Annotated in this window: 29 protein-coding genes; 15 read left to right on the forward strand and 14 right to left on the reverse strand. The window is 66.4% G+C overall.

Going from position 1 to position 26,061, the window contains the following annotated elements:
* Nucleotides 1-98: 98 nt before the first annotated feature.
* Nucleotides 99-3,443, forward strand: coding sequence for a PAS-domain containing protein (locus tag FCE95_RS01775; RefSeq protein ID WP_137265282.1), 3,345 nt, complete (start codon nucleotides 99-101; stop codon nucleotides 3,441-3,443).
* A gap of 16 nt (nucleotides 3,444-3,459) precedes the next feature.
* Here FCE95_RS01775 and FCE95_RS01780 read toward each other — a convergent pair whose 3' ends face one another.
* Together FCE95_RS01780 and FCE95_RS01785 are read right to left on the reverse strand one after the other, a co-directional pair.
* Nucleotides 3,460-4,122, reverse strand: a complete 663-nt coding sequence (locus tag FCE95_RS01780) for a response regulator (RefSeq protein WP_137265283.1) — start codon at nucleotides 4,120-4,122, stop codon at nucleotides 3,460-3,462.
* A 24-nt stretch (nucleotides 4,123-4,146) separates the two neighbouring features.
* Nucleotides 4,147-4,950 carry a 3-hydroxybutyrate dehydrogenase gene (locus FCE95_RS01785; RefSeq protein ID WP_137265284.1) on the reverse strand — a complete coding sequence of 268 codons (804 nt, stop codon included), beginning with the start codon at nucleotides 4,948-4,950 and terminating at the stop codon, nucleotides 4,147-4,149.
* Between the two features lie 106 nt (nucleotides 4,951-5,056).
* Here FCE95_RS01785 and FCE95_RS01790 point away from each other — a divergent pair, with 106 nt between their 5' ends.
* From FCE95_RS01790 to FCE95_RS01820, 7 genes are all read left to right on the forward strand, one after another.
* Nucleotides 5,057-6,904, forward strand: coding sequence for a D-(-)-3-hydroxybutyrate oligomer hydrolase (locus FCE95_RS01790; RefSeq protein WP_223266741.1), 1,848 nt, complete (start codon nucleotides 5,057-5,059; stop codon nucleotides 6,902-6,904).
* Between the two features lie 296 nt (nucleotides 6,905-7,200).
* Nucleotides 7,201-7,818, forward strand: a complete 618-nt coding sequence (locus FCE95_RS01795) for a CDP-alcohol phosphatidyltransferase family protein (RefSeq protein ID WP_189644605.1) — start codon at nucleotides 7,201-7,203, stop codon at nucleotides 7,816-7,818.
* Between the two features lie 65 nt (nucleotides 7,819-7,883).
* Nucleotides 7,884-8,873 carry a class III poly(R)-hydroxyalkanoic acid synthase subunit PhaE gene (gene phaE, locus FCE95_RS01800; RefSeq protein ID WP_189644606.1) on the forward strand — a complete coding sequence of 330 codons (990 nt, stop codon included), beginning with the start codon at nucleotides 7,884-7,886 and terminating at the stop codon, nucleotides 8,871-8,873.
* Nucleotides 8,870-9,937, forward strand: a complete 1,068-nt coding sequence (locus tag FCE95_RS01805) for a class III poly(R)-hydroxyalkanoic acid synthase subunit PhaC (RefSeq protein ID WP_137265286.1) — start codon at nucleotides 8,870-8,872, stop codon at nucleotides 9,935-9,937. The genes phaE and FCE95_RS01805 overlap by 4 nt, the downstream gene beginning before the upstream one ends.
* 35 nt (nucleotides 9,938-9,972) lie before the next feature.
* Nucleotides 9,973-10,299, forward strand: coding sequence for a DUF5329 family protein (locus FCE95_RS01810; protein ID WP_137265287.1), 327 nt, complete (start codon nucleotides 9,973-9,975; stop codon nucleotides 10,297-10,299).
* 40 nt (nucleotides 10,300-10,339) lie between these two features.
* On the forward strand, nucleotides 10,340-10,543 hold the full coding sequence (locus tag FCE95_RS01815) for a PspC domain-containing protein (protein ID WP_137265288.1): 204 nt from the start codon (nucleotides 10,340-10,342) through the stop codon (nucleotides 10,541-10,543).
* On the forward strand, nucleotides 10,540-10,998 hold the full coding sequence (locus FCE95_RS01820; protein WP_137265289.1) for a hypothetical protein: 459 nt from the start codon (nucleotides 10,540-10,542) through the stop codon (nucleotides 10,996-10,998). Before FCE95_RS01815 ends, FCE95_RS01820 begins: the two co-directional genes overlap by 4 nt.
* Before the next feature lie 113 nt (nucleotides 10,999-11,111).
* Here the strand turns inward: FCE95_RS01820 and FCE95_RS01825 are convergent, their stop codons facing one another.
* The 4 genes from FCE95_RS01825 to FCE95_RS01840 form a co-directional block, all read right to left on the reverse strand.
* Nucleotides 11,112-11,333, reverse strand: a complete 222-nt coding sequence (locus tag FCE95_RS01825) for a hypothetical protein (RefSeq protein WP_189644607.1) — start codon at nucleotides 11,331-11,333, stop codon at nucleotides 11,112-11,114.
* Complete coding sequence (locus FCE95_RS01830; RefSeq protein ID WP_137265291.1) at nucleotides 11,330-11,935, reverse strand: DUF3011 domain-containing protein; 606 nt, start codon at nucleotides 11,933-11,935, stop codon at nucleotides 11,330-11,332. The genes FCE95_RS01825 and FCE95_RS01830 overlap by 4 nt, the downstream gene beginning before the upstream one ends.
* A complete protein-coding gene (locus FCE95_RS01835; protein ID WP_189644608.1) occupies nucleotides 11,935-12,354 on the reverse strand; it encodes an EF-hand domain-containing protein in 420 nt (139 codons plus the stop codon). Before FCE95_RS01835 ends, FCE95_RS01830 begins: the two co-directional genes overlap by 1 nt.
* A 104-nt stretch (nucleotides 12,355-12,458) precedes the next feature.
* A complete protein-coding gene (locus FCE95_RS01840; RefSeq protein ID WP_137265293.1) occupies nucleotides 12,459-13,253 on the reverse strand; it encodes an NRDE family protein in 795 nt (264 codons plus the stop codon).
* Between the two features lie 219 nt (nucleotides 13,254-13,472).
* Here FCE95_RS01840 and FCE95_RS01845 point away from each other — a divergent pair, with 219 nt between their 5' ends.
* The gene (locus FCE95_RS01845; protein WP_137265294.1) at nucleotides 13,473-13,685 is read left to right on the forward strand and encodes a hypothetical protein; all 213 of its coding nucleotides are present in this window, start codon (nucleotides 13,473-13,475) and stop codon (nucleotides 13,683-13,685) included.
* On the opposite strand, the gene FCE95_RS01850 is transcribed toward FCE95_RS01845, so the two are convergent.
* A complete protein-coding gene (locus FCE95_RS01850) occupies nucleotides 13,682-14,302 on the reverse strand; it encodes a cation transporter (protein ID WP_137265295.1) in 621 nt (206 codons plus the stop codon). The two genes, FCE95_RS01845 and FCE95_RS01850, sit on opposite strands and share 4 nt — an antisense overlap.
* Nucleotides 14,303-14,428: 126 nt before the next feature.
* Here FCE95_RS01850 and FCE95_RS01855 point away from each other — a divergent pair, with 126 nt between their 5' ends.
* From FCE95_RS01855 to FCE95_RS01880, 6 genes are all read left to right on the forward strand, one after another.
* A complete protein-coding gene (locus tag FCE95_RS01855) occupies nucleotides 14,429-14,824 on the forward strand; it encodes an ArsR/SmtB family transcription factor (protein WP_137265296.1) in 396 nt (131 codons plus the stop codon).
* Nucleotides 14,821-15,291 (forward strand): SRPBCC family protein, encoded by a 471-nt coding sequence (locus FCE95_RS01860; protein ID WP_137265297.1) that lies wholly within the window; start codon nucleotides 14,821-14,823, stop codon nucleotides 15,289-15,291. The genes FCE95_RS01855 and FCE95_RS01860 overlap by 4 nt, the downstream gene beginning before the upstream one ends.
* Entirely contained in the window at nucleotides 15,288-15,707 is a 420-nt protein-coding gene (locus FCE95_RS01865; protein ID WP_137265298.1) for a GFA family protein, read from the forward strand. Before FCE95_RS01860 ends, FCE95_RS01865 begins: the two co-directional genes overlap by 4 nt.
* Nucleotides 15,708-16,020: 313 nt before the next feature.
* A complete protein-coding gene (locus tag FCE95_RS01870; protein WP_137265299.1) occupies nucleotides 16,021-17,496 on the forward strand; it encodes a DHA2 family efflux MFS transporter permease subunit in 1,476 nt (491 codons plus the stop codon).
* Nucleotides 17,497-17,532: 36 nt separating this feature from the next.
* Nucleotides 17,533-17,886 (forward strand): DUF1428 domain-containing protein, encoded by a 354-nt coding sequence (locus tag FCE95_RS01875; protein WP_137265300.1) that lies wholly within the window; start codon nucleotides 17,533-17,535, stop codon nucleotides 17,884-17,886.
* Between the two features lie 73 nt (nucleotides 17,887-17,959).
* Nucleotides 17,960-18,535: a dihydrofolate reductase family protein gene (locus FCE95_RS01880; protein ID WP_137265301.1), complete on the forward strand. Its 576-nt coding sequence runs from the start codon at nucleotides 17,960-17,962 to the stop codon at nucleotides 18,533-18,535.
* Nucleotides 18,536-18,641: 106 nt separating this feature from the next.
* Here the strand turns inward: FCE95_RS01880 and FCE95_RS01885 are convergent, their stop codons facing one another.
* The 7 genes from FCE95_RS01885 to FCE95_RS01915 form a co-directional block, all read right to left on the reverse strand.
* Nucleotides 18,642-19,925 (reverse strand): RNA polymerase sigma factor, encoded by a 1,284-nt coding sequence (locus FCE95_RS01885; protein WP_137265302.1) that lies wholly within the window; start codon nucleotides 19,923-19,925, stop codon nucleotides 18,642-18,644.
* A 302-nt stretch (nucleotides 19,926-20,227) separates the two neighbouring features.
* A complete protein-coding gene (locus FCE95_RS01890; protein ID WP_137265303.1) occupies nucleotides 20,228-20,638 on the reverse strand; it encodes a VOC family protein in 411 nt (136 codons plus the stop codon).
* Nucleotides 20,639-20,754: 116 nt separating this feature from the next.
* Nucleotides 20,755-21,177 carry a YciI family protein gene (locus FCE95_RS01895; protein ID WP_137265304.1) on the reverse strand — a complete coding sequence of 141 codons (423 nt, stop codon included), beginning with the start codon at nucleotides 21,175-21,177 and terminating at the stop codon, nucleotides 20,755-20,757.
* Nucleotides 21,178-21,391: 214 nt separating this feature from the next.
* Nucleotides 21,392-22,609, reverse strand: a complete 1,218-nt coding sequence (locus FCE95_RS01900; RefSeq protein WP_137265305.1) for a hypothetical protein — start codon at nucleotides 22,607-22,609, stop codon at nucleotides 21,392-21,394.
* A 232-nt stretch (nucleotides 22,610-22,841) separates the two neighbouring features.
* Nucleotides 22,842-24,083 carry a TCR/Tet family MFS transporter gene (locus FCE95_RS01905; RefSeq protein WP_137265306.1) on the reverse strand — a complete coding sequence of 414 codons (1,242 nt, stop codon included), beginning with the start codon at nucleotides 24,081-24,083 and terminating at the stop codon, nucleotides 22,842-22,844.
* Between the two features lie 360 nt (nucleotides 24,084-24,443).
* Complete coding sequence (locus FCE95_RS01910) at nucleotides 24,444-24,887, reverse strand: nuclear transport factor 2 family protein (protein WP_137265307.1); 444 nt, start codon at nucleotides 24,885-24,887, stop codon at nucleotides 24,444-24,446.
* 202 nt (nucleotides 24,888-25,089) lie between these two features.
* Complete coding sequence (locus FCE95_RS01915) at nucleotides 25,090-26,040, reverse strand: AraC family transcriptional regulator (RefSeq protein WP_137265308.1); 951 nt, start codon at nucleotides 26,038-26,040, stop codon at nucleotides 25,090-25,092.
* Between the last annotated feature and the right edge of the window lie 21 nt (nucleotides 26,041-26,061).

The following is a 26,061-nucleotide window of genomic DNA, read 5'->3' on the forward strand; positions in this document are numbered from 1 at the left end:
CCCGCAAGCGCGAGAGAGGGCGGGATCGTTCTCCCGCGGTATGCTCATCGCATGACGCCGCCGAGATCCGTCGATTCGATTAGCCCGGAACGCCAACGGTGCTGAGCATCGGCGTCATCGTCGTCGCCGCGCTGCTCTGGCTCGGCCTCTTGTTCGGCACGGCTCTGTACGCCGAACGCCATCCGCAAGTGCTGGCGCAACGCTGGCCTTACGTCTATGCGCTGTCGCTGGCGGTGTACTGCACCTCATGGACGTTCTACGGCACGGTGACCCAGGCCGCGCGTTACGGCTGGCCGCTGCCGCCGACCTTCGTCGGCACGATCCTGCTGTACGCGTTCGCCGCGGCGGCGATGGTCAAACTGGTGCGCTTGGCGCGCGAGTCCAACGCCACCTCGCTGGCCGATTTCATCGCCACACGGCTGGGCAAGGACGGTTGGCTGGCGGCGACGGTGACCGCGGTCGTGGCGCTGGGCCTGATTCCCTACATCGCTCTGCAGCTCAAAGCGGTGGCGATGAGCTATGCGATGCTCACCCGCGCCGACGAATCGGTCCTGCAGCCCGCTTGGCAGGACAGCGCGTTGTACGTCGCCTTGCTGATGGCGCTGTTCGCGATGCTGTTCGGTACGCGCCGTGTCAACGCCGCGGAGCACAACCGCGGCCTGGTGCTGGCGATCGCCTTCGAATCGCTGCTGAAGTTGGCGGCGATGTTGGCCTTGGGCGCCTTCGTGTGGGGTCTGGACTTGGGGCCGGCGGCGTCGGCGCCGAAAACCGGCGCGCCGGCCGCCGACGGCTTCGTGCCGCTGGTCCTGCTCGGCGTGCTGGCGATGTTCACGCTGCCGCATCAATTCCACGTCGGCGTGATCGAATGCCGCGACGAACGCCACGTCCGCACCGCGCGCTGGCTGTTTCCGCTGTACATGGTGTTGATCGCGCTGCCGCTGATGCCTCTGGCGCACGCCGGCGACGCATTGCTGGCCGGGCGCGGCGTCTCGTCGGATTTGTATGTCCTGGCGTTGCCGCTGTCGCAGGGCAGGGAAGCGCTGGCGCTGTTCGCGTTCCTCGGCGGTCTGAGCGCGGCCACCGGCATGATCGTGGTGAGCACGTTGACCTTGAGCTTGATGGTCGGCAATCACTGGCTGGCGCCGGGGCTGTTGCGCGGCGCCTGGGTGCGCGAGGGCGGCGGCGATTTGCGCGGCGTGGTGCTGTTGCTGCGCCGCGCCGGAATCCTCGCGATCATGCTGCTGGCCTGGATCTACAGCCGTCAGGTAGCGGGCAACGACGCGTTGGCCGATGTCGGCGCGGTGTCGTTCTCGGCGCTGGCCACGCTCGCTCCCGCCTTGGCTTTCGCGGTGTGGCGGCCGCAGACGCCGGCGCGTGCGGTCAGCGTGGGCATCGCGGTCGGTTTCGCCTTCTGGTGCTGGGCTTTGCTGGTGCCGGTAGCGAGCGAAGCGCGCGGCGCGACGCCCGCATGGCTGCAAGAAGGGCCCTTGGGCATCGCATGGTTGGCGCCGGACGCGCTGTTCGGACTGACCGGATGGAGCCGTTTGGGCCGAGCGGTGATCGCCAGCCTGTTCACCGGCACGCTGGCGATCGTGCTCGTCACGAGTTTGAAGAAGGCGCCCGGCAAGAACTCGCCGCATCGCTTCGACGCGAGCACGCTGCGCAGCGCCGGACGCCGCTTCTTGCCGCTGCAGCGGTTGGAAGAATTGCTTGCCGACGCGCCTGCCGACGGCCCCGTGTCGACGGACACCGCCGCCGCTTTGGAGCGCGAGCTCGCCGCGGTGCTGGGCAGCGCATCGGCGCGCTTGCTGCTGGATGCGGCGCGTCGCGAGGCGGGGCCGGGCTTGGATACCGTCGCCGCGATCGTCGGCGAGGCATCGCAGGACCTGCGCTTCAACCAGCGATTGTTGGAAGCCGCATTGCAGAACATGAGCCAGGGCATCAGCGTCGTCGACGCTTCGCTGCGGCTGGTCGCCTGGAACCGGCGCTACGCCGAACTGTTCGGTTTTCCCGACGAATTGCTGCAGGTGGGCCGTCCCATCGCCGATCTCACCCGTTGGGCGCTGCGGCGCATGCCGCCACGCGGCGACGCGGAGAATGCTTTGCAGCGCAAGCTCGGTTTCATGCGCGCCGGCACGCCGCATCTTTCCGAACGCGTATTCCCGGACGGCAGCATCGTCGAGATCCGCGGCAATCCGATGCCGGGCGGCGGCTTCGTCGCCACCTTCACCGACGTCACCGCGTTCCGCCGCGCCGAGGCAGACTTGATCCAGGCCAACGAGACGCTGGAACAACGCGTGGACGAACGTACCGCATTGTTGCAGGCGGCGAAAGGCGAGGCCGAGCGCGCCAACGACGCCAAGAGCCGGTTCCTGGCCGCGATCGGCCACGATCTGCTGCAACCGCTGCATGCCGCGCACCTGTTCACCGACGCATTGGTGCCGCAACTCGACGACCGCAATCAGCGCGAATCGGTGCTGCAGATCCGCGGCGCGCTGGATTCGACCACCGAGCTGCTGACCGGCCTGCTCGACATGTCGCGCTTGGAAGCCGGCGGCCTGGCGCCGCAACCGCGCGAGTTTCCGTTGGCGGAAGTGATGGATCCGTTGGCTTCCGAATTCCGCGCGCTCGCGGCCGAACGCGGGCTCGCGTTCCGCTACGTGCGCACGCGCGCCTGGACGCGCAGCGACCCGCAACTGCTGCGGCGCGTGCTGCAGAATTTCCTGGCCAATGCGGTGCGCTACACGGCGCAGGGCCGCGTGCTGTTCGGCGCGCGCCGAAGCGCGGGCGGGTTGCGGATCGAAGTGCACGACACCGGCCCCGGCATCGCTGCCGAGCAGCAACGGGCGATCTTCGAGGAATTCCGGCGCGGCGACGGCGAAAGCGGGCAAGGCTTGGGACTGGGCCTGGCGATCGCCGACCGCATCGCAGGATTGTTGGATATGCCGCTGAGGCTGCGCAGCCGGCCCGGCGAAGGTTCGATGTTTTCGGTCGCGGCGCCGATGGTGGAACGCGTATCGGTGCCCGAACTCTCGGTGGGCGGCGCCATGCGTGGAATCAAAGTCCTGTTGGTGGACAACGATCCGCAGGCATTGGCCGCTTTGCAAAAGCTGTTGGAAAGCTGGGGTTGCGAAGTCGCCACCGCAGGCGATCCAACCGAGGCCGAAAGGGTTGTGGCGCAGGAATCCGCGGCGTTTTGGCTGTTCGATTTCCACCTGGACGACGGCCAAACCGGCATCGGCCTGCGCGATCGCTTGGTCTCGAACCATGCGCCGCGGCCGACCGTCATCCTCAGCGCGGACCGCAGCGAAGCGGTCCGCCGCGCGGTGCACGAAGCCGGATTGCCGTTGCTGCTCAAGCCGTTGAAGCCGCTGGCGCTGAAGTCGGTGATGGACAGGTTGCTGGCCGCGCGCAGCGCCGAGCCGGCGGTGCGTGAACCGTAAGGCGGGCTAGGGCCCCCTACGCCATCTGTCGCGCCGGATCGCTGAGTTCGAGCTCGCGCAACACCACGCCGGCCTGGGTGCGGTTGCGCACGCCCAGGCGGTCGAAGATCGCGGAAAGATGGGCTTTCACCGTGCGCTCTTGCACGTCCAGGCGATCGGCGATCTGCTTGTTGAGCAGGCCTTCGGCGACCAGAGTGAGCACTCGGAATTGCTGCGGCGATAGGCTGGCCAGGCGCGCGGCCAGATCGGTGTCGTGCGCCGAGGATTGCGCGCGCGACACCGTCGCGCGCAGCGCCGCCGGCAGCCATTGTTCGCAAGCGAGCACGCTGCGGATGGCGTCGTGCAATTCTTCCAAGCCCGAGCTTTTCGGCAAATAACCCGCCGCGCCGTGATCGAGCGCGCGCCGCACCACTTGCGGATCTTCGTTGGCGGAGACCACCACCACGGCGACGCCGGGATGCTGCGCGCGCACCGCGGCCAAGCCGGCCAGGCCGTGGTTGCCCGGCATATGCAGATCGAGCAGGACCAGATCGATGCCGGGTTCCTCTTCCAACGCGGTCAGCACGCCCTGCAAGGAATCGGCTTCGCGCACTTGCAGCTCGGCCACCGCATCCGCCGCGGCGCCGCGCAAGGCGGCGCGGAACAGCGGATGGTCGTCGGCGATCAGCAGGGTGGGCATCGGAGTGGGGCGAGGGGCTGTCGTCTATTGCGCGGTCCACGCGCCGTCGATCGGCAGCGCGGCGCCGGTCATGTTGTGCGCTTCGCGCCGGCACAGCCACAGCGCCAACGCGGCGATGTCCTCCGGCAGCGACATGCGCAGGCTGGGCTGTTTTTCCCCGAGCAGCGCGCGCACGCCGTCCTCGCGCGAGCCGCCGGCGCGGCGCGCTTCGATCTGCGGTTCGATCAGCGGCGTTTCCACCCAGCCGGGACAGATGCAGTTCACCGTTACGCCGCCGCTGTCGCGGGTTCCGGAAGCCGCGTATTCCAGCGCCGCCACCTTGCTCATGCCTACCAAACCGAATTTGGCGGCCACGTAAGGCGCTTTCTGCACCGAAGCGACCAGACCGTGCACCGAAGCGATGTTCACCACCCGGCCGAAACCGCGCGTGGCCATGCCGGGCAGCGCGGCGCGCATGGTGTGGAAGGCGGAGCTGAGGTTGATCGCCAGGATCGCGTCCCAGCGCTCGGGCGGCATGTCGGCCAGGGCGGCGGTGTGCTGGATGCCGGCGTTGTTCACCAGCACGTCGAGCGGCGACCAAGCGTCGATGGCTTGCATCATGGCCGCGATCTGCGCCGGATCGCGCAGGTCGGCATCGAAATGGCGGGCATCGGCGGCGCCGGCCGTGCGCACCGAAGACAGCGCGGCGTCGATTTGGGCGGCATCGCCCAGGCCGTTGATCGCCACCCGAACGCCGGCGGCGGCCAGGGCGCGAGCGATCGCCAGGCCGATGCCCGAGGTGCTGCCGGTGACCAGCGCGGTGCGGCCTTCGAGGAAGCGGTCGTTCATGCGTGTCGGATCGAGAGGGATGGGCGAAACCCTAGCAGGAATGCGCGTCGCGGGCGTGGTACCAAAGTACGATGATGGCCCGCGCGCGGTTTGCTAGTGTCGACGCATGGACCGAATTCCCTATCGTTCTGCGTGCCGCGCCCTGATCCCGCTGGCTTTAGCCTTGCTGCTGGGCGCTTGCGCCAGCACGCCGCGCAGCGCCGCCTTGGAGCCGACCATGTTCACATCGCCGCGCAGCAGCGAACACCGCGGCAGCGACGACCTGCTCACGGCCGGCTTGGGCCTGGACGGCTTGCGGTCGGCGACGCCGCCGGCGTTCGCGGAGGCCGCGAATCCGACCCCGGCCGAACTGCGCAGGCGCGCGATCTGGACCAATTGGCGCGGTATCGCCGACCTCGCGCCGGGCGGCGGTTACGGCGACTTGTACGGTAGCGTCGCGGCCGTGCCGGGCCGTGAATTTTCGGCTTATGCGAAAGTGCCGGGCGCTTCGCAGCCGCATCGGGTGCTGGTGCAGTTGCCGGACGCGTTCGACGCGAGCAAGCCTTGCGTCCTGGTCGCCCCGTCCTCGGGCTCGCGCGGCGTCTACGGCGCGATCGCCGTCGCCGGCGCTTGGGGGCTGCCTAAAGGCTGCGCCGTCGCGTACACCGACAAGGGCGCGGGTACCGATTATTACGACCTGGACCGGCAGAGCGGCGCGCGCGCGGACGGCACCATCGGCGCGCTGGGGGAAGTCGACGACTTGGCCTTCGTGCCCGATGCGCCGGTCAACGCTTCCGGCGTGGCGTTCAAGCACGCCCATTCCAAAGACAATCCCGAAGCCGATTGGGGCCGCCACGTCCGCCAGGCGGCGGAATTCGCGTTGAAAACGCTCAACGAGCATGTGCCGCGCCCCGGCGGTTTCGATTTCGGCAATACGCGCATCGTCGCGGTCGGCATCTCCAACGGCGGCGGCGCGGTGCTGCGCGCGGCCGAGCTCGACGGCGATTGGCTAGATGCGGTGGTGGCGGCGGAACCCAGCGTCTACACCGAAGGCCGCGGTTCGCGGGCGATCTACGACTACACGACCGAAGCCGCGCTGCTGATGCCTTGCGCGTTGTTGGATGCGCCGAATTTGCCGCAGCCGCCGCTTACCGCGCAGTTGCAGGCGATGGCGGCGCTGCGTTGCGCATCGTTGTCCCAGGCCGGCTTGATCGAAGGCGTCGACACGGCCGCGCAAGCCGCTTCGGCCCATGCGCATTTGCGCGCGAACGGTTGGACCGAGGAAGCCTTGCGCGCCGGCGCTTTGTCCGTCGCTTTCGATATGTGGCGCGCGGTGGCGGTCGCCTATGCCTCGGCCTATGGTCGCTACCAGCTCGACGAACACCCTTGCGGTTTCTCCTATGCGATGGTCGGCGCAGGCGGCGCAGCGCATGCGGCGACCGCGGCCGAACGCGCGGCGTGGTGGGCCGACGCCAGCGGTATTCCCCCCGGCGCGGGCGTGAACATCGTCGCGCGTCCGTCTAAAGACGCCGATGCCGCGTTCGCGGACCTGCGTTGCCTGCGCGGCTTGTGGGACGGGCAGGGCGCCGATGCCGACCGCGTGCGCAAGGGCGTCGCCGAAACGCGCGCCGCACTTCCGCGCAAAGGCCTCCCGGTGGTGGTGCTGCACGGCACCGACGACGGCCTTATCCCACAGGCTTTCACCAGCCTGCCGTACGTCGCCCAAGCCCAGGCCGCCGGCCGCGACGTGCGCTACTGGCAAGTGCGCAACGCGCAGCATTTCGATGCGTTCCTGGGCCTGCCCGATTACGGCGCGCGCTATGTGCCGATGCTGCCCTACGTCTATCGGGCGTTGGACCGCGTATCGGCCTATCTCGATGGCAAAGGGCGCCTGCCGGAAGATGCCACCATCGCCACGACGCCACGCGGCGCAGGCAAGGCGTTGACGTCGGACCATCTCGCGATGCCGAAGTAGCGGCGCAGCAGGGCGCGAGGGCGTAAATCCTCCCCGACCCTCCTTTTCAAAGGAGGGAGAACAGCAAACAGGCGCGGACGAATCCGCCCCTCTGCCTTTGCGGGGTGAAGGGGCATTGCTTGCGAATCACTGATTCGCATGCCCCTGAACGCCCCGCGTAAGCGAGGGCCGGGGTGCGGAGCGGGGAAAGGCGCGAAGCGCCTGGGAGAGGATTCGGCTTTTGGCGTTGGTAGACAGGAAGAGCCGCTTTTCACCGCTCCTTTGGCATCCTATCGCTTTCGCTCGGGAGCCTCGCCATGCCCCAACGCCACTTTTCTATGTTGCGCGACTTCCACCTGGCCGATTGGTTCACCCTGGCCAACGCCTTCTGCGGCATGGGCGCGGTGTTCGCGGCGATGCGCTTCCTGCAAGAAGGCGTGGCCCGCGATTTGATGGTGGGCATGGCGCTGATCCCGCTCGCTTTCGTGTTCGACGCTCTCGACGGCCGGATCGCGCGCTGGCGCAAAGTCTCCTCCACGCTCGGGCGGGAGTTGGACTCGCTGGCCGACGTGATTTCCTTCGGCGTCGCCCCGGCCGCGCTGGGCTACGCCTGCGGTTTGCAGGGCGGCTGGGACTGGGCGGTGCTGAGCTATTTCGTCGTTTGCGGCGTCAGCCGGCTGGCGCGCTACAACGTCACCGCCGAGACTCTGGCCGACGGCGGCGACAAGGTGAAGTATTTCGAAGGCACCCCGATTCCGACCAGCCTGGCGATCGTGATCCTGCTCGCCGTCGCGTTGTGGCAGGGGCGCATCGGGGAATCCCTTTGGTTCGGCGAAGTCCGGCTCGGACCCTGGCTGCTGCACCCGCTGGTGCTGGTCTACGCCTTGTCCGGTTCGCTGATGATCAGCAAGACTCTGCGCATCCCCAAACCCTGACCGGACGGTAACGCGAATAGCCGCAGCCGGTTGCTATGATCGCCGCAGGACCCGAGGAGGTGGCGATGAGCCCTGCGAACGCGCCCGGCGATTTCGAAGCGCTGGCCAAACAATATTGGAACGCCTGGGGCGAGATGATGCGCGGCGGCATGCCCGGCGCGGCGCCGGCAGGCGCGCAGGGCTGGCACGAAGCGATCGAGCAGTGGAGCAAGCTGGTCCACGGCGGGCGCGGCGAAGTCAACGATGCGGTCGAACGCTTCAATGCCCAAGCGCGTGGCTGGTTCGGCCAGATGCAGCAAGTCGCCGCGCAATTCGCCGGTCAAGGCGGCAGCGCCACCGAAGTCGCCCGCGCTTGGAAACAAGCGATGGGCGCGGCGGGCGAGAACCCGTTCCCCGAAATGTTCAAGGCGATGCGCGGCCACGGCCAGCAAGGCCTGGAGCAATGGATCGAAGACGCTTCGCCGTATTTGGAAGCCTGGCGCCGCGAGAATGCGTCCTGGCTGGGCATGCCCGCGTTCGGCTTCGCCCGCGAGCACCAGGAACGCTGGCAAAAATTGGCCCAGGCCCAGCTCGACTACCAGCAGCGCAATAGCGCCTACAACGCGCTGATGATGAAAGCTTCGCAGCGCGCCTACGAACTGTTCGAGGACAAGCTGTCGCAGCGCGACGAGCCCGGCCGCCAGATCGTTTCGGTGCGGGCGCTGTTCGATCTGTGGATCGACGCCGCCGAGGAAGCCTACGCCGAAATCGCGCTGTCGCCGGAGTTTCGCCAGGTCTACGGCGAACTGGTGAACGCGCAGATGAAACTGCGCAACGGCGTGCAGAAGGAAGTCGAGCAGTTGAACGCGATGTTCGGCATGCCGACCCGCACCGAGGTCGATTCCGCGCACCGCAAGATCGCCCAATTGGAGCGCGAGCTCAGCCGCCTGCGCCGCGCGGCCGAGCCTGCGCCCGCGCATCCGCGTCCGGCAACTTCCGGCGGCAAAAAGAACGGCGCAGGCAAAGCTCCGGCCGGGAAGAGCAAAAGCAAGAAATCCGGGGAGAAGCGCGCATGACCGGTCCGGTCCACTTCAGCGCCGAGGGTTTGGCCCAGGAAGCGCTGCAAATGCAGCAAAAGCTGGCGGCCGGCGTCGATACGTTGCGCAACGTCGACGAAGTCGACTACGGCGCCACGACTCGCCAGGAAGTCTGGCGCGACGGCAAAGTGGCGCTGTACCGCTTCGTCGGCGACAAGGCGCCGACCGCGCAGGCGCCGTTGCTGATCAGCTACGCGCTAGTCAACCGGCCGTACATGGTCGACTTGCAAGCCGACCGTTCGATCGTCAAAGGACTGCTGGCGCGCGGCGAGGACGTGTACGTCATCGATTGGGGCTACCCGGATCGCTCGGACCGCTTCCTGACGTTGGAAGACTACATCGAGCGCTTCCTCGGCGGCGCGGTCGACCATTTGCGCAAAGCGCACGGACTGGATGCGATCAACCTGCTCGGCATCTGCCAGGGCGGCGCGTTCTCGCTGTGCTATTCGGCGCTGCATCCGGACAAGATCAAGAACCTGATCACGATGGTCACGCCGGTGGATTTCCACACCGCCGACAATATGCTGTCCAACTGGACGCGCGAGATCGACGTCGACCTGTTCGTCGACACCCTGGGCAACGTGCCGGCCGATCTGATGAACTGGTGTTATTTGACCCTGAAGCCGTGGCGGCTGTTCGCGCAGAAGTACGTCGGCTTGGTCGACATCCTGGACGACAAGAAAGCGGTCGAGGATTTCCTGCGCATGGAAAAATGGATCTTCGATTCGCCCGACCAGGCCGGCGAAGCGTTCCGCCAATTCATCAAGCAGTTCTATCAGGGCAACGGCTTCGTCGAAGGCGGCATCAAGATCGGCGACAACGAAGTCCATCTGGGCATGATCGAAATGCCGGTGCTGAACATTTTCGCCGAGCAGGACCATCTGGTGCCGCCGGATTCTTCGAAAGCGCTCAAGGGCTTGGTCGGCACCGACGACTACACCGAGCTGTCGTTCCGCGGCGGCCATATCGGCATCTACGTGTCCGGCCGGGCCCAGAAAGAGGTTCCGGACACGATCCATCACTGGCTGTCCGAGCGCGCGTGACAGCGAGAAGGCCACGCGCGTTATTCCTTCTGCTGATGCCTCTTGCGGCATTCGCGCAGGCGCCGGCCGCTCGAACGGAAATCGCCGAACTGATTGCCGCCTTGGGCGAGTCCGGCTGCCGATTCGAGCGCAACGGCACCTGGTACGACGCGGCCGAAGCCAAGGCGCACCTGCAGCGCAAGTACGACTGGCTGAACAAGCGCGGGCTGGCCGCCACGCCCGAGCTGTTCATCGAGCGCGCCGCCAGCCGCAGCAGCATGAGCGGCCGCGCCTACCACGTACGCTGTCCCGGACAGGTCGATCGGGCCTCGGCGGACTGGTTCCGCGACCGGCTCGAACGCCGGCGCGCGGGTGCGAAATGAGCGCTAAACTGCGGGCATGGCCCGACCGTCCGCACGCCCGATGAACACCGCACGTCCCACTCTGTCCCGTTCCATCAACGACCGCGTCCTGGCCGGCGTGATCGGCGGCATCGCCCATCGCTTCGGCTGGAATTCGACGTTGTTGCGGTTCATCTACGTCGTCCTGTCGGTGGTGTCGGTCGCTTTCCCGGGCATCCTGGTCTATCTGATCCTGTGGCTGCTGATGCCCGAAGGCAGCGATTGAGCGAACCCGGCGCGAGGCGCGTGCCGCTCGCAGCGCTGGGCACGCTCGGCGCGCTATGGACGCTGCCCAACACGCTGTTGGGATTGATCGCCGGCGCGGTCGGCGTCGGCTTCGGCGCGCACATCCACTTCAGCCGTCGCGATTTGGCGATCGTGTTCCATCGCTGGCCTTGGGGCCCGGGCGGCGCGCTCACGCTGGGCAACACCATTTTGCACACCGGCGACAGCTTGGATTCGCCTTGCGTCACTTACGCGCATCGCGCTGGGCACGGCGACGAAGCGCCGATCGTGCTCGCCGACCACGAGCGCGCGCACGTTTTCCAATACATGGCGTTGGGGCCTTTGTTCCTGCCGCTGTACCTGCTGTGCGGCGGCGTCAGCGCGCGCAATCGTTTCGAGCGCGCCGCCGACCGTTACGCGCGCGAAGGCAAGGGCTGGTGGCCTTGGGCGAAATAATTTCGTCTTGTGTCCGTTTTTTTGACATCGGGTTAACGGACCGTGCGCTAGTCTGCATCCGTCGAAGAAAAAGTGACGACGCAAGTCGAAACAGAAGCTTCGGCGACGAAGGCTCAGCCGATCGGGGCAACCCGAAAGACTGGGCCTTCACTTTTTTGCGCGATCAAAGCCGCGAGCGAAATCCGGTATTTGCCGGAAAGCTCCAATGGCGTTTCGGCGTTCGGCGCGTAAGCGCTTGAATATCGCGCCGCCTGTTCACGAACCGCTTCGCGACGGTGGCCCTGCATAAAAAAGCCCGCCGAAGCGGGCTTTTCGCCGAGCGCGACGAACCTCAATACACCACGAAATCCGCGCGGCAGCCGTTGTTGACCCACACTCGCATCCCGTCCACGCCCCAGGTCACGCCGTACTGGCAGCGCGATTTGCTCAGCTGCCGGTCGACCTCGACGTGGCCGCGGAACGGGATCCGGCAATACACCTGACGCCCGTTGGTGGATTCGCAGCGGAAGGTGTTCCCCGAGCCGCCGCCGTAATAACCTTCGTCGTAACGGTCGTCGTAGCGGTCGCGATCCCGGTCCTTGTTCTTGTTGGCCAGGAGGGCCGCGCCGATCAGGGCGGCGATCGCGACGCCGGCAACGGCGCCGTTATTGTTGCTGCCGTCGGCGGAGGCCTGATAGTCGCCGACTTGAAACTCGGCACGGCAGCCGTTGGTGACCCAGATCCGGTTGCGGTCGTAGCCCCAGGTGTCGTTCTCCCAGCAGCCTTGCGAGCTGAGCTGGCGGGTTAGGCGCACGCCGCCGCGGGTGTCGACCGCGCAAGTCTGGTAACGGCCGTTGGGGGATTCGCAACGCACGGTTTGCGCGGCCTGCGAGGGCGGCGAATAAGACGCGCCGACGGCCGCGGCCGCCAGAGCGCAGATGTATGCGATGCGGTTCATCACTTGGCCTCCTTCAGAGCGTTGCGCGCCTGCGCCAGTTTCTCGAGCTCGTCGCCGGCGAGTTGGCCGTCGCGGTCGGCGTCGTACTGGTCGAACACCGTTTTCAGCGAGGCGCTGTAATCCTCGAGTTTGACTTGGCCGCCGCTGCTTTCGCTGTTCTGGACCACGACCGAATGGGTCGGCACTTCGTCGTCCGAAAGCACGCCGTCGCGATTGACGTCGGCGGAAGCGAAACGTCGCATCATCGCGTTGCGGAATTCTTCCTCGCTGACCTTGCCGTCGCCGTTGCGGTCCATCCTGGCGAGGATCTGCTTGCTGGTGACCTCCACGCTTTCCTTGGCTTGCGCATGGACGTGCGCGCCCGCGCCGGCGATCGCCAGTACGGCCGCAGCCGCGCCTAAACCCCATCGGTGCTTCATATTGCCCCCATTTGTCGGCATCGGTTGCCGGCCGCGAGATTCGGCCGGCGCCAGTTAAGCCCGAATGAAAACGCCGGTTCAGGACCGACGGCACAGTTCGCTATTCAAGGCGCGCGGGTCCGGGAGAGCGTTTGCAGGCTTTCTCCCAGCGGTTCCGCGTCGGGCCCGAAACGGCGTTCGGCGAAGACGATCCGGTCGGCGCCGATCAGCACGACGCTGCTGCAGCGCGTGCCGTAGCGTTCGCCGCGCACGAACGGCGGCGACAGCGCGCGCTCCCATTCCAGGCCGATGCCGGTGTCGGGCAAGGCGTCGTCGGGCGCGGGCGCGGTATCGGCCAGCGCATCCAGCAGCGGCGCCAGCGTAGAGGCGTCGGGCGGTTCATCGGCGGCCGGCGAATCCAGCCAAGTCGCCAGCGCTCGCGTAGCGCGTCCGCTTTTGGGCCAAGGCGCATCGAAGGCGCCGTTGGACATCGCATGCATGCCGGGTTCGACGAGGCGACTGTCGAAATCCGGATGATTGCCGGCGAAACCCAACTCGGCGCCGTCCCACACCAGCAGATTGAAGCGGCCATGCTCCATCGCCGTGGCGCGCAGGGCTCCCCGATACTCGGCGGCGGTCGCTTCGCCGCGAGCGAAGTCGCGCACCAGGGCGCCGCGCGACCGCGGCGCCGCGTCGACGGCGAACCCGGCGCGCACGTTGGTGACGGCCGCGAGGCGGCCACGGGCGGAGACCATCAGCCAGCCGCCGCCGGCCTGGAGGTCGCGGCCGCCGTAGACGTCGGGCGCTGCCGGGTCGAAGCCGGCCGGGGCGGCCGGCCGGGCATGGAGTTCGTCGCGATTGGCGATCAACGCCAACTCGTAACGCGGGTGGGTACGCCAGGCGACCGCAATCAGGCACATGGAGTCATGCTAGCCCAGGCCGGCCGTGTAGGAAATTTCCTACACGACCCCGAGCGTTTCGCCGATGCCTTCCCAAGAGCCGCGCGCGCAATCTGCACGGGCCCCGGCGGCACGGCTATATGCATTGGCATCGGATGCCGCTCAGCAAAGGAATCGGCCGCCACCTTGAGCAAGTGGAAAAGCAGGGCCGGGGCGCTTTTCGAGCTTGGGAGAGAGCGCATGGAGCGCACCCTGTACTGCGTCGAACCGGTCGAACCCGGTTGGCAGGTCTGCGTGGGCGGTAAGCCCCTCGAACACTTCCGGCTCAAGGTCTCCGCGCTCTGCGCCGCCGAAACCTTCGCCCGCATCCGCCATGACGCCACCGGCGAGCCGACCGGCGTGCACATGCGCATGCTGTGCGGCGATCTGGTGATGATCGGCAGGCACGGTTAACCCGCCGCGGCGCGCGACTGCGTCCACGAGGCGCGCCAGATCCTCAGACCCGAACGCAGGAACATCGCCAGCAGCGCGGCCGCGATCAGCAGATCGGGCCAGCCGTTGCCGAACAGCCACACCGCCGGCGCCGCAGCCAGCACCGCCAAGCCTTCGCCGACGTCGTTGCGCGAACACTCCCACGCCGAAGCCATATTCAGATCGCCGTTGCGGTAAGGATTCAGCAGCCGCAGGCAGACCAGGTTAGCGGCGAGGTTCAGGAGGGCGGCCGCGCCGAGCGTTTCGAACAGCGGCGTGGCGGGATGGGCCAGCCGCCATAGGATCTGCGCCGCCACGGCCGCCGCCGCGGCCAAGATCAGGGCGGATTTCAGCAGCGCCACGCGCGCTTTGATCATCGGCGATGAGCCGACCACCGCCAGGCTGGCCGCGTAGGTCAGGGCATCGCCCAGATTGTCGAGCCCGCCCGACAGCAACGAAGAGGAACCGCTGCGCATCGCGGCGGCGATCATCATCGCGAAGGTCGCCGCATTGATCGCGAGCACGACCCCCAGCGCGCGCCGCTCCTGCCGGCGCAGCGATTCGGCGGCGATCGTTTTTTCGCAGCAATCGCGGGACATGGCGCAACTCCTTCGGCGGCATCCTACGCCCGAACCGTATCGACGACTCCGTCCGCCGGGCCGGGTTGACGCGGGTGCACCCAGTATGTAGCCTATCGGTTAATTATCCAGTTGGTTAAATTAGCCATGCCGCAGGACCGCCTGAGCACGACTTTCGCCGCGCTGGCCGACCCTACCCGCCGCGCGATCCTGGCCCGTCTGACGGCCGGCGAAACCTCGGTCACCGAATTGGCCGAACCGTTCGCGATGAGCCTGCCGGCCATCTCCAAGCATCTGAAGGTGCTCGAACGCGCGGGCCTGATCGCGCGCGGGCGCGAGGCACAGTGGCGGCCTTGCCGGTTGGAGGCTGAGCCGCTGAAGGACGCGACCCAATGGCTGGAACGCTATCGGGCGTATTGGGAACGCAGTTTCGATCGGCTGGACCGTTACCTGCAGCGCGTGCAAGCGCAGGCCGCGGACGGCAAAACCAAATCGCGGGTAAGCGCCGCGCGCAAGGATTCGGCCAAGAGGAGGAAGCAATGAGCGAGAAGAATGCGGGCGACGAAGCCCGCGCACTGGAAATCGTCCGCGTATTCGACGCGCCCCGCGAGTTGGTGTTCCAAGCCTGGGTCGATCCCGAACGCATGCGGCAATGGTCGGCGCCGCACGACTACGAGATCGGCCAGAGCGAAGGAGAAGTGAAGCCGGGCGGGCGCTGGCGTTCGTCGATGGTGTCGAAGGACGAAGTGCTTTGGCTCGGCGGCGTCTACCGCGAGGTGGTCGAGAATGAGCGCATAGTCTTCACCCATGCCTGGGAAGACGAAGACGGCAAGCCGGGCCACGAGACCGTCGTGACCGTGCGCTTCGAGGACGCGGGCGAGGGCAAGACCCGGATGATCTTCCGTCAGGCCTTCTTCGCTTCGGTCGACAGCCGCGACGGCCACGAGGGCGGTTGGGGCGAATGCTTCGATCGTTTGGACGATCTGCTGGCGAAGGAGACGCAGGCATGAGCGCGGTCGCCGAAATCGCCTGTCCCTGCGGCGCGGTCGTGGTGCGCGTGCAAGGCGAACCCGAATTGCAGTTCTATTGCCACTGCGACGATTGCCAGACCATCACCGGCGGCGCTTACGTGCCGGTCGCGCTGTTCGGCGCCGATGCCGTGCTGTCGGTGGAAGGCCCCACCGAAACCTGGACTTACAAGGTGCTGCCGCGGCAGCGCTGCGCGGTCTGCGGTTGCGGGATGCTGGCCGAGGTGCCCGGCATCGGCCAATTCGGCATCGGCGGCAACCGGCTGCCGGCGGGTATGTTGAAGCCGCAATTCCACATCCATTGCCGCTATGCGCAGCGGCCGGTGAAGGACGATCTGCCGCATTACGCTTCGTTGCCTGAGATGTTCGGCGGCGATGGGCGGCAGGTGGATTGGTAGCATAAGGTCTGCCGAAGAGGCTGCTGCTTTTTCCTCCCCCTCGCGGGGAGGATGCCCGAAGGGGCAGGAGAGGGGGGCGAGCGCAGCGAGCGTGCTTTTGGCCTTGCAGTTCTGCGCGAAAAGCCGAACCCTCTCCCTGGCGCTTCGCGCCTATCCCTCTCCCGCAAGGGGAGAGGGGGCTATGTTTGGACCTTCGACGGGCTGGATTTTATTGTCGCGCCTTGTCGAATCGCGCCCCTCTGGAACGTCGTAATCCAAGAAGCCGACGTCTGCGGCGACTAATCCGTTGAAAATAAAGAAAAAAGGACGATCCGTGACCGACCCTACCCAAGTTTCCGCCACGCCTCGCGATTCGCGCTGGCTGGCCCTGACCATCCTCTGCCTCGGCGCTTTGATGATCGTGCTGGACACGACCATCGTGAACGTCGCGCTGCCTTCGATCCGCACCGATCTGCAATTCACCGAAACCTCGCTGGCCTGGGTGGTGAACGCGTATCTGCTCACCTTCGGCGGCTTTCTGCTGCTCGGCGGGCGGCTCGGCGATCTGTACGGGCATCGGCGCTTGTTCCTGGCCGGAATCGTGCTGTTCACCGCCGCTTCGCTCGCTTGCGGCATCGCTTCGAGCCAAGGTTTCCTGATCGCCGCGCGCGCCGTGCAAGGGCTGGGTGGGGCGGTGGTCACCGCGGTGGCGTTGTCGCTGATCATGAATCTGTTCACCGAGCCGGGCGAACGCGCCAAGGCGATGGGCATCTACGGCTTCGTCTGCTCCGGCGGCGGCAGCGTCGGCGTGCTTCTCGGCGGCTTGCTGACCAGCACGCTCGATTGGCATTGGATCTTCCTGGTCAACATCCCGGTCGGCATCGCGGTGTTCGCGCTGACCATGCGCCTGTTGCCGGCGGGCCGCGGTTTGGAAGGTTCGAGGCATCTGGATATCGCCGGCGCGATCACTGTTACTGCGTCGCTGATGCTGGCTGTGTACGCGATCGTCAACGGCAACGAAGCCGGCTGGTCTTCGGCTCGCACGCTCGGCCTACTCGGCGCGTCGGTCGTGCTGCTGGCGGCGTTCCTGGCCATCGAGTCGCGGGTCAAAGCGCCGCTGATGCCGTTGAGCCTGTTCCGGCTGCGCAACGTCGCCGTATCGAACGTCGTCGGCGTGCTGTGGGCGGCCGGCATGTTCGCCTGGTTCTTCCTGTCGGCGCTGTATTTGCAATTAGTGCTGGGCTACGACCCGATGGAAGTCGGTCTGGCCTTTTTGCCCGCCAATCTGATCATGGCCGCGTTCTCGCTCGGCCTGTCGGCGAAGTTGGTGATGCGTTACGGCATTCGCTTGCCGCTGGCGGTGGGCCTGGGTTTGGCCGCGATCGGTTTGTTGTTGTTCGCGCGCGCGCCGGTCCACGGCAACTTCGCGGTCGATGTATTCCCGGGCATGGTGCTGTTGGGCATCGGCGCGGGCATGGCGTTCAATCCGGTGCTGCTGGCGGCGATGAGCGACGTGGCGCCGAGCGAATCCGGCCTGGCATCCGGCGTGGTCAACACCGCCTTCATGATGGGTGGCGCGCTGGGCTTGGCGATATTGGCCAGCTTGGCCGCTTCGCGCAGCGCGGGCCTGCTCGCCGAAGGCGCGACGCAAGCGGCCGCGCTCAACAGCGGCTATCAGATCGCATTCCTGGTCGGCGCCGGCTTCGCCGCGTTGGCGGCTCTGCTCGGCGGCTTGTTCCTGCGCGTCAAGATGAACGATGGCGCGCCAACGGACGACACCGAAGACGACGCCGAACCGGCCGTTTCCTGATTTTTCCGTTCCCGCCCACCACTGAAGGAGAAATGCATGTACGTCGACGGTTTCGTGTTGCCGATTCCCAAGAAGAACATCGACGCCTACAAGAAGATGGCGAGGAAGGCCGGCAAGGTCTGGATGGAATACGGCGCGCTGCAATACGTCGAAGCCCAAGGCGACGACGTGCCGCCGGGCGAGATCACCTCGTTCGAGTTGAGCGTGAAGGCCAAGAAGGACGAAGTGGTGTTCTTCTCCTACATCGTCTACAAGTCGCGCGCGCATCGCGACAAGGTCGTCAAGAAGGTGATGGCCGACCCGCGGATCGCCGCGATGGACCCGAAAAGCATGCCGTTCGACGGCAAGCGGATGATTTTCGGCGGGTTCAAGCCGGTGGTGAGCTTCTGAGTCCTTTGCCGCGCCGATAACGCCCGTTTTCCGGCGCTATCGGCGCGGTCCGCGAATCGCACTGAGGAAAATCATGAGCCGCGTAACTCTGCATTTCTCGGTATCGCTGGACGGTTATGCCGCCGGCCCCGCCATCAGCGCCGAAGATCCGTTGGGCGTCGGCGGCGAGCGTCTGCACGATTGGCTGTTCGCTCCCGAACGCGGCGAAGCGGATCTGCAGGTCGAACGCGAGATCAGAGCCGCTGCGCAGGCGGTGGTGCTGGGCCGGCGTACTTTCGACCTGGGTCTCGCGCATTGGAACGACACGCCGTTTCCGGCGCCTTCGTTCGTGCTGACGCACCGGCCGCAGGCACCGCTCGCGCAGAAAAGCGGGACCTTCACCTTCGTCGGCGACGGCATCGTAGATGCCATCGCTCGGGGCAAAGCAGCGGCGCAGGGCGGCGGCGTGATCGTGATGGGCGTCGATACGGCGCGGCAGGCGCTGCGCGCCGGACTGGTCGACGAGATCGACCTGCAACTGGCGCCGATCATGCTCGGCGGCGGCGAACGCCTGTTCGAGGGCTTGGATCCCGAAGCGGAAGGCTATCGCCTGGAGCGCGTACTGCCGTCGCCGAACGTGGTGCACCTGCGTTATCTCGCCGGGGCATAACCAAGCTTTCGTAGAGTCGAGCTTGCTCGACTGCTTTTCTTTCGAGATAGAACGATCGGTATTGAAAACGAAAGCAGTCGAGCAGGCCCGACTCTACAAGAGCGGCTTACGGCTCGGTCTGGGACAGATTTTCTTTGGCCTTGCGCGCGCGTTCGATCAGGAATGCGCGTTCGCGCGCGTTCTTGGTCAACGCCGCGGCGAGCATGAATTCGGCGTGCGCTTCCTCGAAGCGATCGAGCTTGAACAAGAAGTCGCCGCGCACGCTCGGCAGCAGATGGTAATTGCGCAGCGACGGTTCGGCGGTGAGCGAATCGACCAATTCCAACCCGGCCGCCGGCCCGAAATGCATCGCGAGCGCGACGGCGCGATTCAGCTCGACCACCGGCGAAGGCGCGATTTCGGCGAGCGCCGCGTACAGGCCGACGATGCGCGCCCAATCCGTCGCATCGGGCGTCAGCGCGCGCGCGTGGCAGGCCGCGATCGCCGCCTGCAGCGCGTACGGCCCGCGCGCGCCGCCCAGTTTTTCCGCGCGCTCCAAGGCGGTCAGGCCGCGGCCGATCAGCAGGCGGTCCCAGCGCGAACGGTCTTGGTCGAGCAATAGGATCGGCTCGCCCGACGGGCCCACGCGCGCGCCGGCGCGCGAGGCCTGGATTTCCATCAGCGCGACCAGGCCGTGCGCTTCGGATTCCTTCGGCGCCAGTTCGGCCAGGATGCGTCCCAAGCGCAAGGCTTCGTCGCACAGCGCCGGCCGAATCCAATCGTCGCCCGCGGTGGCCGAATAGCCTTCGTTGAAGATCAGATAGATCACGCCGAGCACGGACGATAGGCGCCCGGCCAGTTCGGGTCCGCGCGGCACTTCGAACGGCACTTCCGCTTCGCTCAGCGTGCGCTTGGCGCGGACGATGCGCTGGGCCACGGTGGGTTCGGGCACCAGGAAGGCGCGCGCGATTTCCTCGGTGGTCAGGCCGCCGAGCAGGCGCAAGGTCAGCGCGACTTGCGCGTCGGTCGACAGCACCGGATGGCAGGCGGTGAAGACCAGCCGGAGCAGATCGTCGCCGATGTCGTCGTCCATCGCGTCGATCCAGGCGTCTTCGGCGCCTTCCTGGTCCGATTCGATGTCGTAGCCGATCTCTTCGTGCTTGCGCTGCATCAGCTTGCTGCGGCGCAAGCGGTCGATGGCGCGATGCTTGGCGGTGGCCATCAGCCACGCGCCGGGGTTGTCCGGAACGCCCGTCTCGGGCCAGCGTTCGAGCGCGGCGACCAGGGCGTCCTGGGCCAGTTCCTCGGCGAGCCCGACGTCGCGCACCATACGCGCCAAGCCCGCGATCAGCCTGGCCGACTCCATTCGCCAGACGGTATCTATGGTTTTGCGCACGTCGGCCGCGGTCATGGCGACCGATCAGACCATCATCGCCAAAGCCGCGCAAGCGCCATTCGCCGCGCATCCATGCTCGAACGTCCGTTCGCGGCGATCGGATCAGCCCGGACGCGTCGCGGGTTCCGGATCGGGAAGCGGAACGGCGGGCGCCGGGTCGAGTTCAAAACGGGCGAAAGGAGCCCGGACACACCTGCGGGACGATGCGCCGCTTGCGGATTTCGACGCGAGCGCGTCCGGAAGCCGGCGAAGCGGCGCCGACTCCAGTTTCGCTATTCCATTTCGGGCCAACAGCCAGAGCACGCCGGTCGCCCGCGTTACTGGGAAGCGGCGCAATTGACCATCCACGGCACGCCGAAACGGTCGACGAGAATGCCGTAGCGCTTGGCCCAGAACGTTTCCTGGATCGGCAGCACCACTTGGCCGCCGTCCGCCAGCGCTGCGAACAGTTTGTCCGCTTCGGCCGGATCCTGCGTGTCGATGACCACGTGCGCGCCCTTGACGCCTTCGTACGGATGGTCGGGCGTCGCGTCGGTGCCCATCACCAGATGGCCGCCGATATCGATCATCCCGTGCATGATCAGGTCCTTGGAATCGGGCAGGCTTTCGCAGGCCGGCGTTTCGCCGAAGGTCATCATCGCCAGGATTTTCCCGCCCAGATGCTGGGCGTAGTACTCGAAGGCTTGGCGCGTGTCGCCGTTGAAGCTGAGGTAGGTGTTCAATTTCATGTTGCAGGTTCCTGTCTTCGGCTTTTTTTGTGGGAGCGGCTTTAGCCGCGAGCTTTTTTCGAATGCGGTGCGCGGGAAGAGCTCGCGGCTGAAGCCGCTCCCACAGTCATCGGCATTCAATGACGACTTGCGATCTCCTCGCGCAGCCGCTCTTCCTGTTCGCGCAGCTCGGGCGTGAATTCGGCGCCGAAATCCTCGGCTTCGAACACCTGCCGGATCTCCACCTCGGCGCCGCCGGCGAACGGCGCGCGCTTCAGCCACTCGATCGCTTCTTCCTTCGAACGCACCTGCCACAACCAAAAACCGGCGATCAATTCTTTGGCTTCGGCGAACGGGCCGTCGATCACCGTGCGCTTGCCGCCGTCGTCGAAGCGGACGCGCGCGCCTTTGGAACTGGCTTGCAGGCCTTCGCCGGCGAGCATGACGCCGGCCTTGACCAGCTCTTCGTTGTACTTGCCCATGGCGGCCAACAATGCCTGATCCGGCAGCACGCCGGCTTCCGAATTCTTGTCCGCTTTCACGATCACCATGAATCTCATCGTCGTTCTCCCGGTTGCGCCCGCTTCCGCGCCGTTGCGGAATTTTTGGGCTCTTGCGGATACGACGAATCGGCGGGGCGCGAATCGACAAGCCGCCGCAAAAAAATATTCCGAATGCAAGTGGCTGTATCTATTGAAATTTCTCGTGCGGAACAAAAAAAGCCCTCCCCGCGAACGGGGAGGGCAGGCGCCGGGCGCGCAAAAGAAGGGAGGCTTACGGGCTCGCGGACAAGTACGGCGTGGCCTTGTAGGCGAGGGTCTTGCCGCCGTCGCTGGCCGTGCCCGCGATCCGGCCCAGGTCGTCGATATCGTTGGCGCTGGTCAGTACCGCCGTGCCCAGCGAAGACGCCAGTGCGTTGAGATCGCTCGGTACGCCGTCGCGCCAGATCACCGCACGGCAATCGCCGCCGGCGCTGTTGCAAGACTGGCCGACGATCTGGCGCCATTCGTTGATGCTCAAGGCCTGTCCGCGGCCTGTCTGGGCGGCGTCGTGCGCGGGCAGCAAATCCAGGCGCTTGATGCCAGTGGATCTCGTCCAGAAAAACGCGCGCGGCCGGAATTTCGTGCCCACGTCGGCGGAGATGTTGGCGAAGCCGACCACGTCGCCGCGTTGGTTGATCATCATCGGCGTGTTCCAGGCGATGCCGCCGAAGTCGCCGATGTTCTCCGGCTCGCCGTTCTCCCACAACACGTTGCGTTTGGCGCTGAGGCCGCCGACCGCGTTGCTGCAAGCGCCGGAAATGCCTATCACCTGGCCGCGGTCGTTGATCGCGGTCGCCGAGCTCACTTGATCGCCGCTCAGCGGCGGCAGTTCGCGCGGTTGGCTTTTGCCCGCCGGCCACAACGCGGCGCGGAACTGCAGCACCTGCGGCGATACGCAGCCCGGATCGCGCACATCGTTCTCGGCCCAGCCGACGGTTTGGCCCAGATTGTTGGTGCCGGTGGCGAAACTATGCGTGCCGCCGGGGAAGGGGTCGAGCGCGGTCATCTTGCCGTTCTGCCAGCGGAAACCCAGGCAGCGGTTGCCGGCGGCGTCGTCGCCGGGGAAGAAATAGCCGCAACTCCAGATTTCGTCGTTGGGGTCGTCTTCGTTGGTTTGGGCGATGCCGCTGACGATGCCCAGCACGTTCTTCGCCGGCCATAGCACCGCGCTGTTCGTGCCGCCGAGCGTGCCCAGTTCTTTGATCGGCTTACCGGCGCGCCAGAGCACGGCGCGCGAGGCGGCGTCGTCCGTCCGATTGGACTGGCCGGCGATCCAGCCCACATCGTTGATGCTGGCGGCGGATGTGGCGCTGCCGCCGAAATCGGACAGCAGTTCTATCTTGTAGCGGATTTGCCATCGCGGTTGCGATGGGCCGGCGTTCGCGGCGCCGGCCAGCAGGGCGGCGGCGAGCGCGGCGCCGAGTGCGTAACGCGGGATCGGGGTCTTCATCGGAATCTCCTTGGGCCGAGCCAGCCCGTTGCGGCTGCGCGGATGCGCAGCCGATCGTGTGCGTCGTCATGCGCGGCTCCGGCTAGCCGCGCGGCTCAGATATGCCACGGCGACGCAAACCCGGCTCGCCGTTTCCGGACAAGGTTGGTTCGTTTTGGCCTTGTTTTTAAGTGTTTTTTGCAGGAGCCGATTCTGCCGAAAACCGCCGCCGCGACAGCGGCGGCGGCGAGCGTCAGGCTTGCCGTGTCGCTTCCCGGTGCGCACGCCGGGCTACGCGCCAGCCGATCGCTCCCGCAGCCGCCAACACTGCGGCCGCGATCAGGAACGCGGCGCCCGGATGCGGGAACCACGCGTCGTCTCCGATCGACACCGCGTATACGGCGCCGAAGAACAGCGGCGAGATCACGCCGGCGATGCTGCCGACGCTGTTGTTCGCGCCTTGCAACTGGCCTTGTTCGGATTCGGAGACGCGTTGGGTCATCAGCGACTGGATCGTCGGCATCGCCAGGCCCCAAAGCGCATTCGGCAGCATAGCCAGGGTGAACAGCCAGCCGTTCGACGCCAGGCCCATGCAAGCGATGCCGACGGCGCCGGCGAACAAGCCGAACACCATCGTCTTGCGATCGCCCCAGCGTTTCACGACCGGTCCGACCAGAACGCCTTGGACCAGCATGTCGAACACGCCGACCATCGCCAACAGCACGCCGACCTGCCACGGGCTCCATCCGTAACGATGGCCCGCGTACAGCACAAACACCGCCGAGAACACGTGGTGGGAGAAATACAGCAGGAAGTTCACGCCGGCCAAGCCCAGCAGCTCGTGGTGCGATTGCAGCAAGCGCATCGCGCCCAGCGGATTGGCGCGCCGCCAAGAGAACTTCATGCGTTTCTCCGGCGCCAGCGATTCGGGCAAGATGAAGGCGCCGTACAGGAAGGCGATGCCGCTCATCGCCGCGGCCGTCCAGAACGGTGCGCGCGGCGAAATTTCGCCGAGCACGCCGCCCAACAACGGGCCGGCGACGAAGCCTGCGCTGAACGCCGCGCCGATCAAACCGTAGCCGCGCGCGCGTTGCTCGGGTTCGGTGATGTCGGCCATGTAAGCGTAGACCGTGGTGAAGCTGGCGGAAGTGACGCCGGCGACGATCCGGCCCAAAGCCAGCCACCACAGGTTCGGCGCGACGGCCATCAGCACGTAGTCGGCGGCCAATCCTGCGGTCGAAAGCAGGATCACGGGCCGTCTGCCGTACTGGTCGGACAAAGAGCCGATGATGGGCGAGGCGACGAATTGCATCAGCGCCCACAGCGCGACGAACACGCCGTTGATCACGCCGGCGCGCGCGTTGGAGCCGGAGAACTGCTCGATCAGGGTCGGCAGCACCGGTATGACGATGCCCATCGCCACGATGTCGAGCATCGCGGTGACGAGAATGAAAGCGATCGCGGCCTTGCGGGCGCGAAAGTCGGGAAGAGACATGGTGTTTGGAATTTCCGAATAGATGCGCGCGGCGAGGCCGCGTGCGGGATGGATTTCCTGAGCCGTACGGCCTAGGAATCGAAAGGGGTTGGGTTCCGAATGAGAGGCGCGCAGCGAGGCTGCGTGCGCGACTGGGGCGTCCGGGGTCAGGCGACCCGGGATCGAAACGGCCCGTCAGTTAAAAGACAATTCTCATAGCGGCGGACTCCGGTGCGGAATCGAGCCGGGAGTTTACACGACAAATGCGCGGCCGCAAGCCGGGCTGATTTTGTGGGAGCGGCTTTAGCCGCGAGCTTTTTTTGGCCGGTCGCGGTTTGAGGGAAAAGCTCGCGGCTAAAGCCGCTCCCACAAGAGGAGAACTTATTTCGCGGGCAGGCGCGAAGCGTGGCTGGCCACCATCACCCAGCCCTCGGGCTTGCGGATGTAGGTGTCGGTGAATTGGAAATCCATTGAATACGGCTTGCCGTCGGCTTTGCCTTCGACACGGGTGATGCCGGTCACGACCGCCGCGTCGCCGTACAGGCGCACTTTCGAATCGCGGTTGCGGAACACGTCGTACTTCGTGCCGCCGCGCAGGTCGGCGACCTCGTCCGCGCGCGTGGTGACCTTGCCGTTCGAACTGGTCAAGGTGAAGGTCGGATCGAGATGCTTTTCCAGCCAATCCGCATCTTCGCGCTCGAACGCATCGCTGACGTCCTTTTCGACCTTCAGGATTTGCGCCCCGTCGTCCGCTTGCGACGCGAGCGCGGGCAGGCAGGCCAGCGCGAGGGCTGCGATCAGCAGCCAAGCGTAACGGTTCGGCATGGGATTCTCCTTCGGTGCGGGCCAATCTACCGCATCGTCTCCGCGCGCGCGGAGAAAATTGGCGCCGGCGAAGAACGCTTCGATGGCGCTTGCTAAGAATCTCCGTTTGTGGGAGCGGCTTTAGCCGCGAGCTCTTCCCACACGTCACTTCTATACGAAGACAAGAGCTCGCGGCTAAAGCCGCTCCCACAAAAAGTTCAGCTCACGCGGACCGCCGCCGCGCCGCTCCGGGCGACAAACCAGTATGGCGCTTGAACGCGCGGCTGAAAGCGGCTTCGGACTGGTAGCCCATGCGTTCGGCCAGCGCGGCCACCGGAACGCTGCGCTCGCGCAATTCGGTCAATGCCGAATTCATCCGCCATTGCGCCAGGTATTGCATCGCCGGCATTCCGACTTGCGCCGCGAAGCGCGCCGCGAAAGCCGATCGCGACATCGCCACGGCCTCGGCCAGCGACGCCAGCGTCCAATCCCGCGAAGGTTCGCGGTGGATCAGCGCGATCGCGCGCCCGATTTGCTTGTCGCGCAAAGCGCCGAGCCAGCCGCCTTGCGCGGCCGGGTCGCGTTCGATCCAGGCGCGGATCGCCTGGATCACCAGGATGTCGGCCAATCGCGTGACGATGGTCTCGCCGCCGGGCCGCAGCGCGCGCATCTCGTCGGCCATGAAGCGCAGCATGTCCGGCATCCATTCGCGATGCGGCGAATCCGCGGCCGCGATGTGGATCGAGCGCGGCAACAGGCCCACCAGCTGTTGCGCAGCGGGATGGTCGAAACGCACCGCGCCGCAGATCATCTGCGCGGCGGCGCCGTCGCCGCCGTGGCGCAGCACTTCGTAGCGTTCGCTCAGCGCCTCGCGCGGCAAATCGAACAGCGGCGCGCATTCCGCGCCGGGCGTGTGGGTCAAGCGATGGCCTTGGCCGTGCGGCACCAGCGCGAAGTCGCCGGGCAGCAGGCGTTGCGGCGCCATGCCATCGAGTTCCAGCCAGCATTCGCCGACGTTGATCACATGGAACATCAGCATATGCGGCAGCTCGGGCAGGGCCAGGCCCCAGGGCGCCGCGAACTCCGAGCGCGTGTAGAACAGCCCGCTCATCCGCAGTTGATGCAGGGCTTCGCCGAGCGAGTCCATCGGCGTCCAGGGCGAGGGCGAGTTCATGTCGGCTCCGGCGTTCGACGG

Origin of the sequence: Luteimonas gilva, from assembly GCF_005239095.1 — a bacterium.
In the GTDB taxonomy this organism is placed as follows: Bacteria; Pseudomonadota; Gammaproteobacteria; order Xanthomonadales; family Xanthomonadaceae; genus Luteimonas_C; species Luteimonas_C gilva.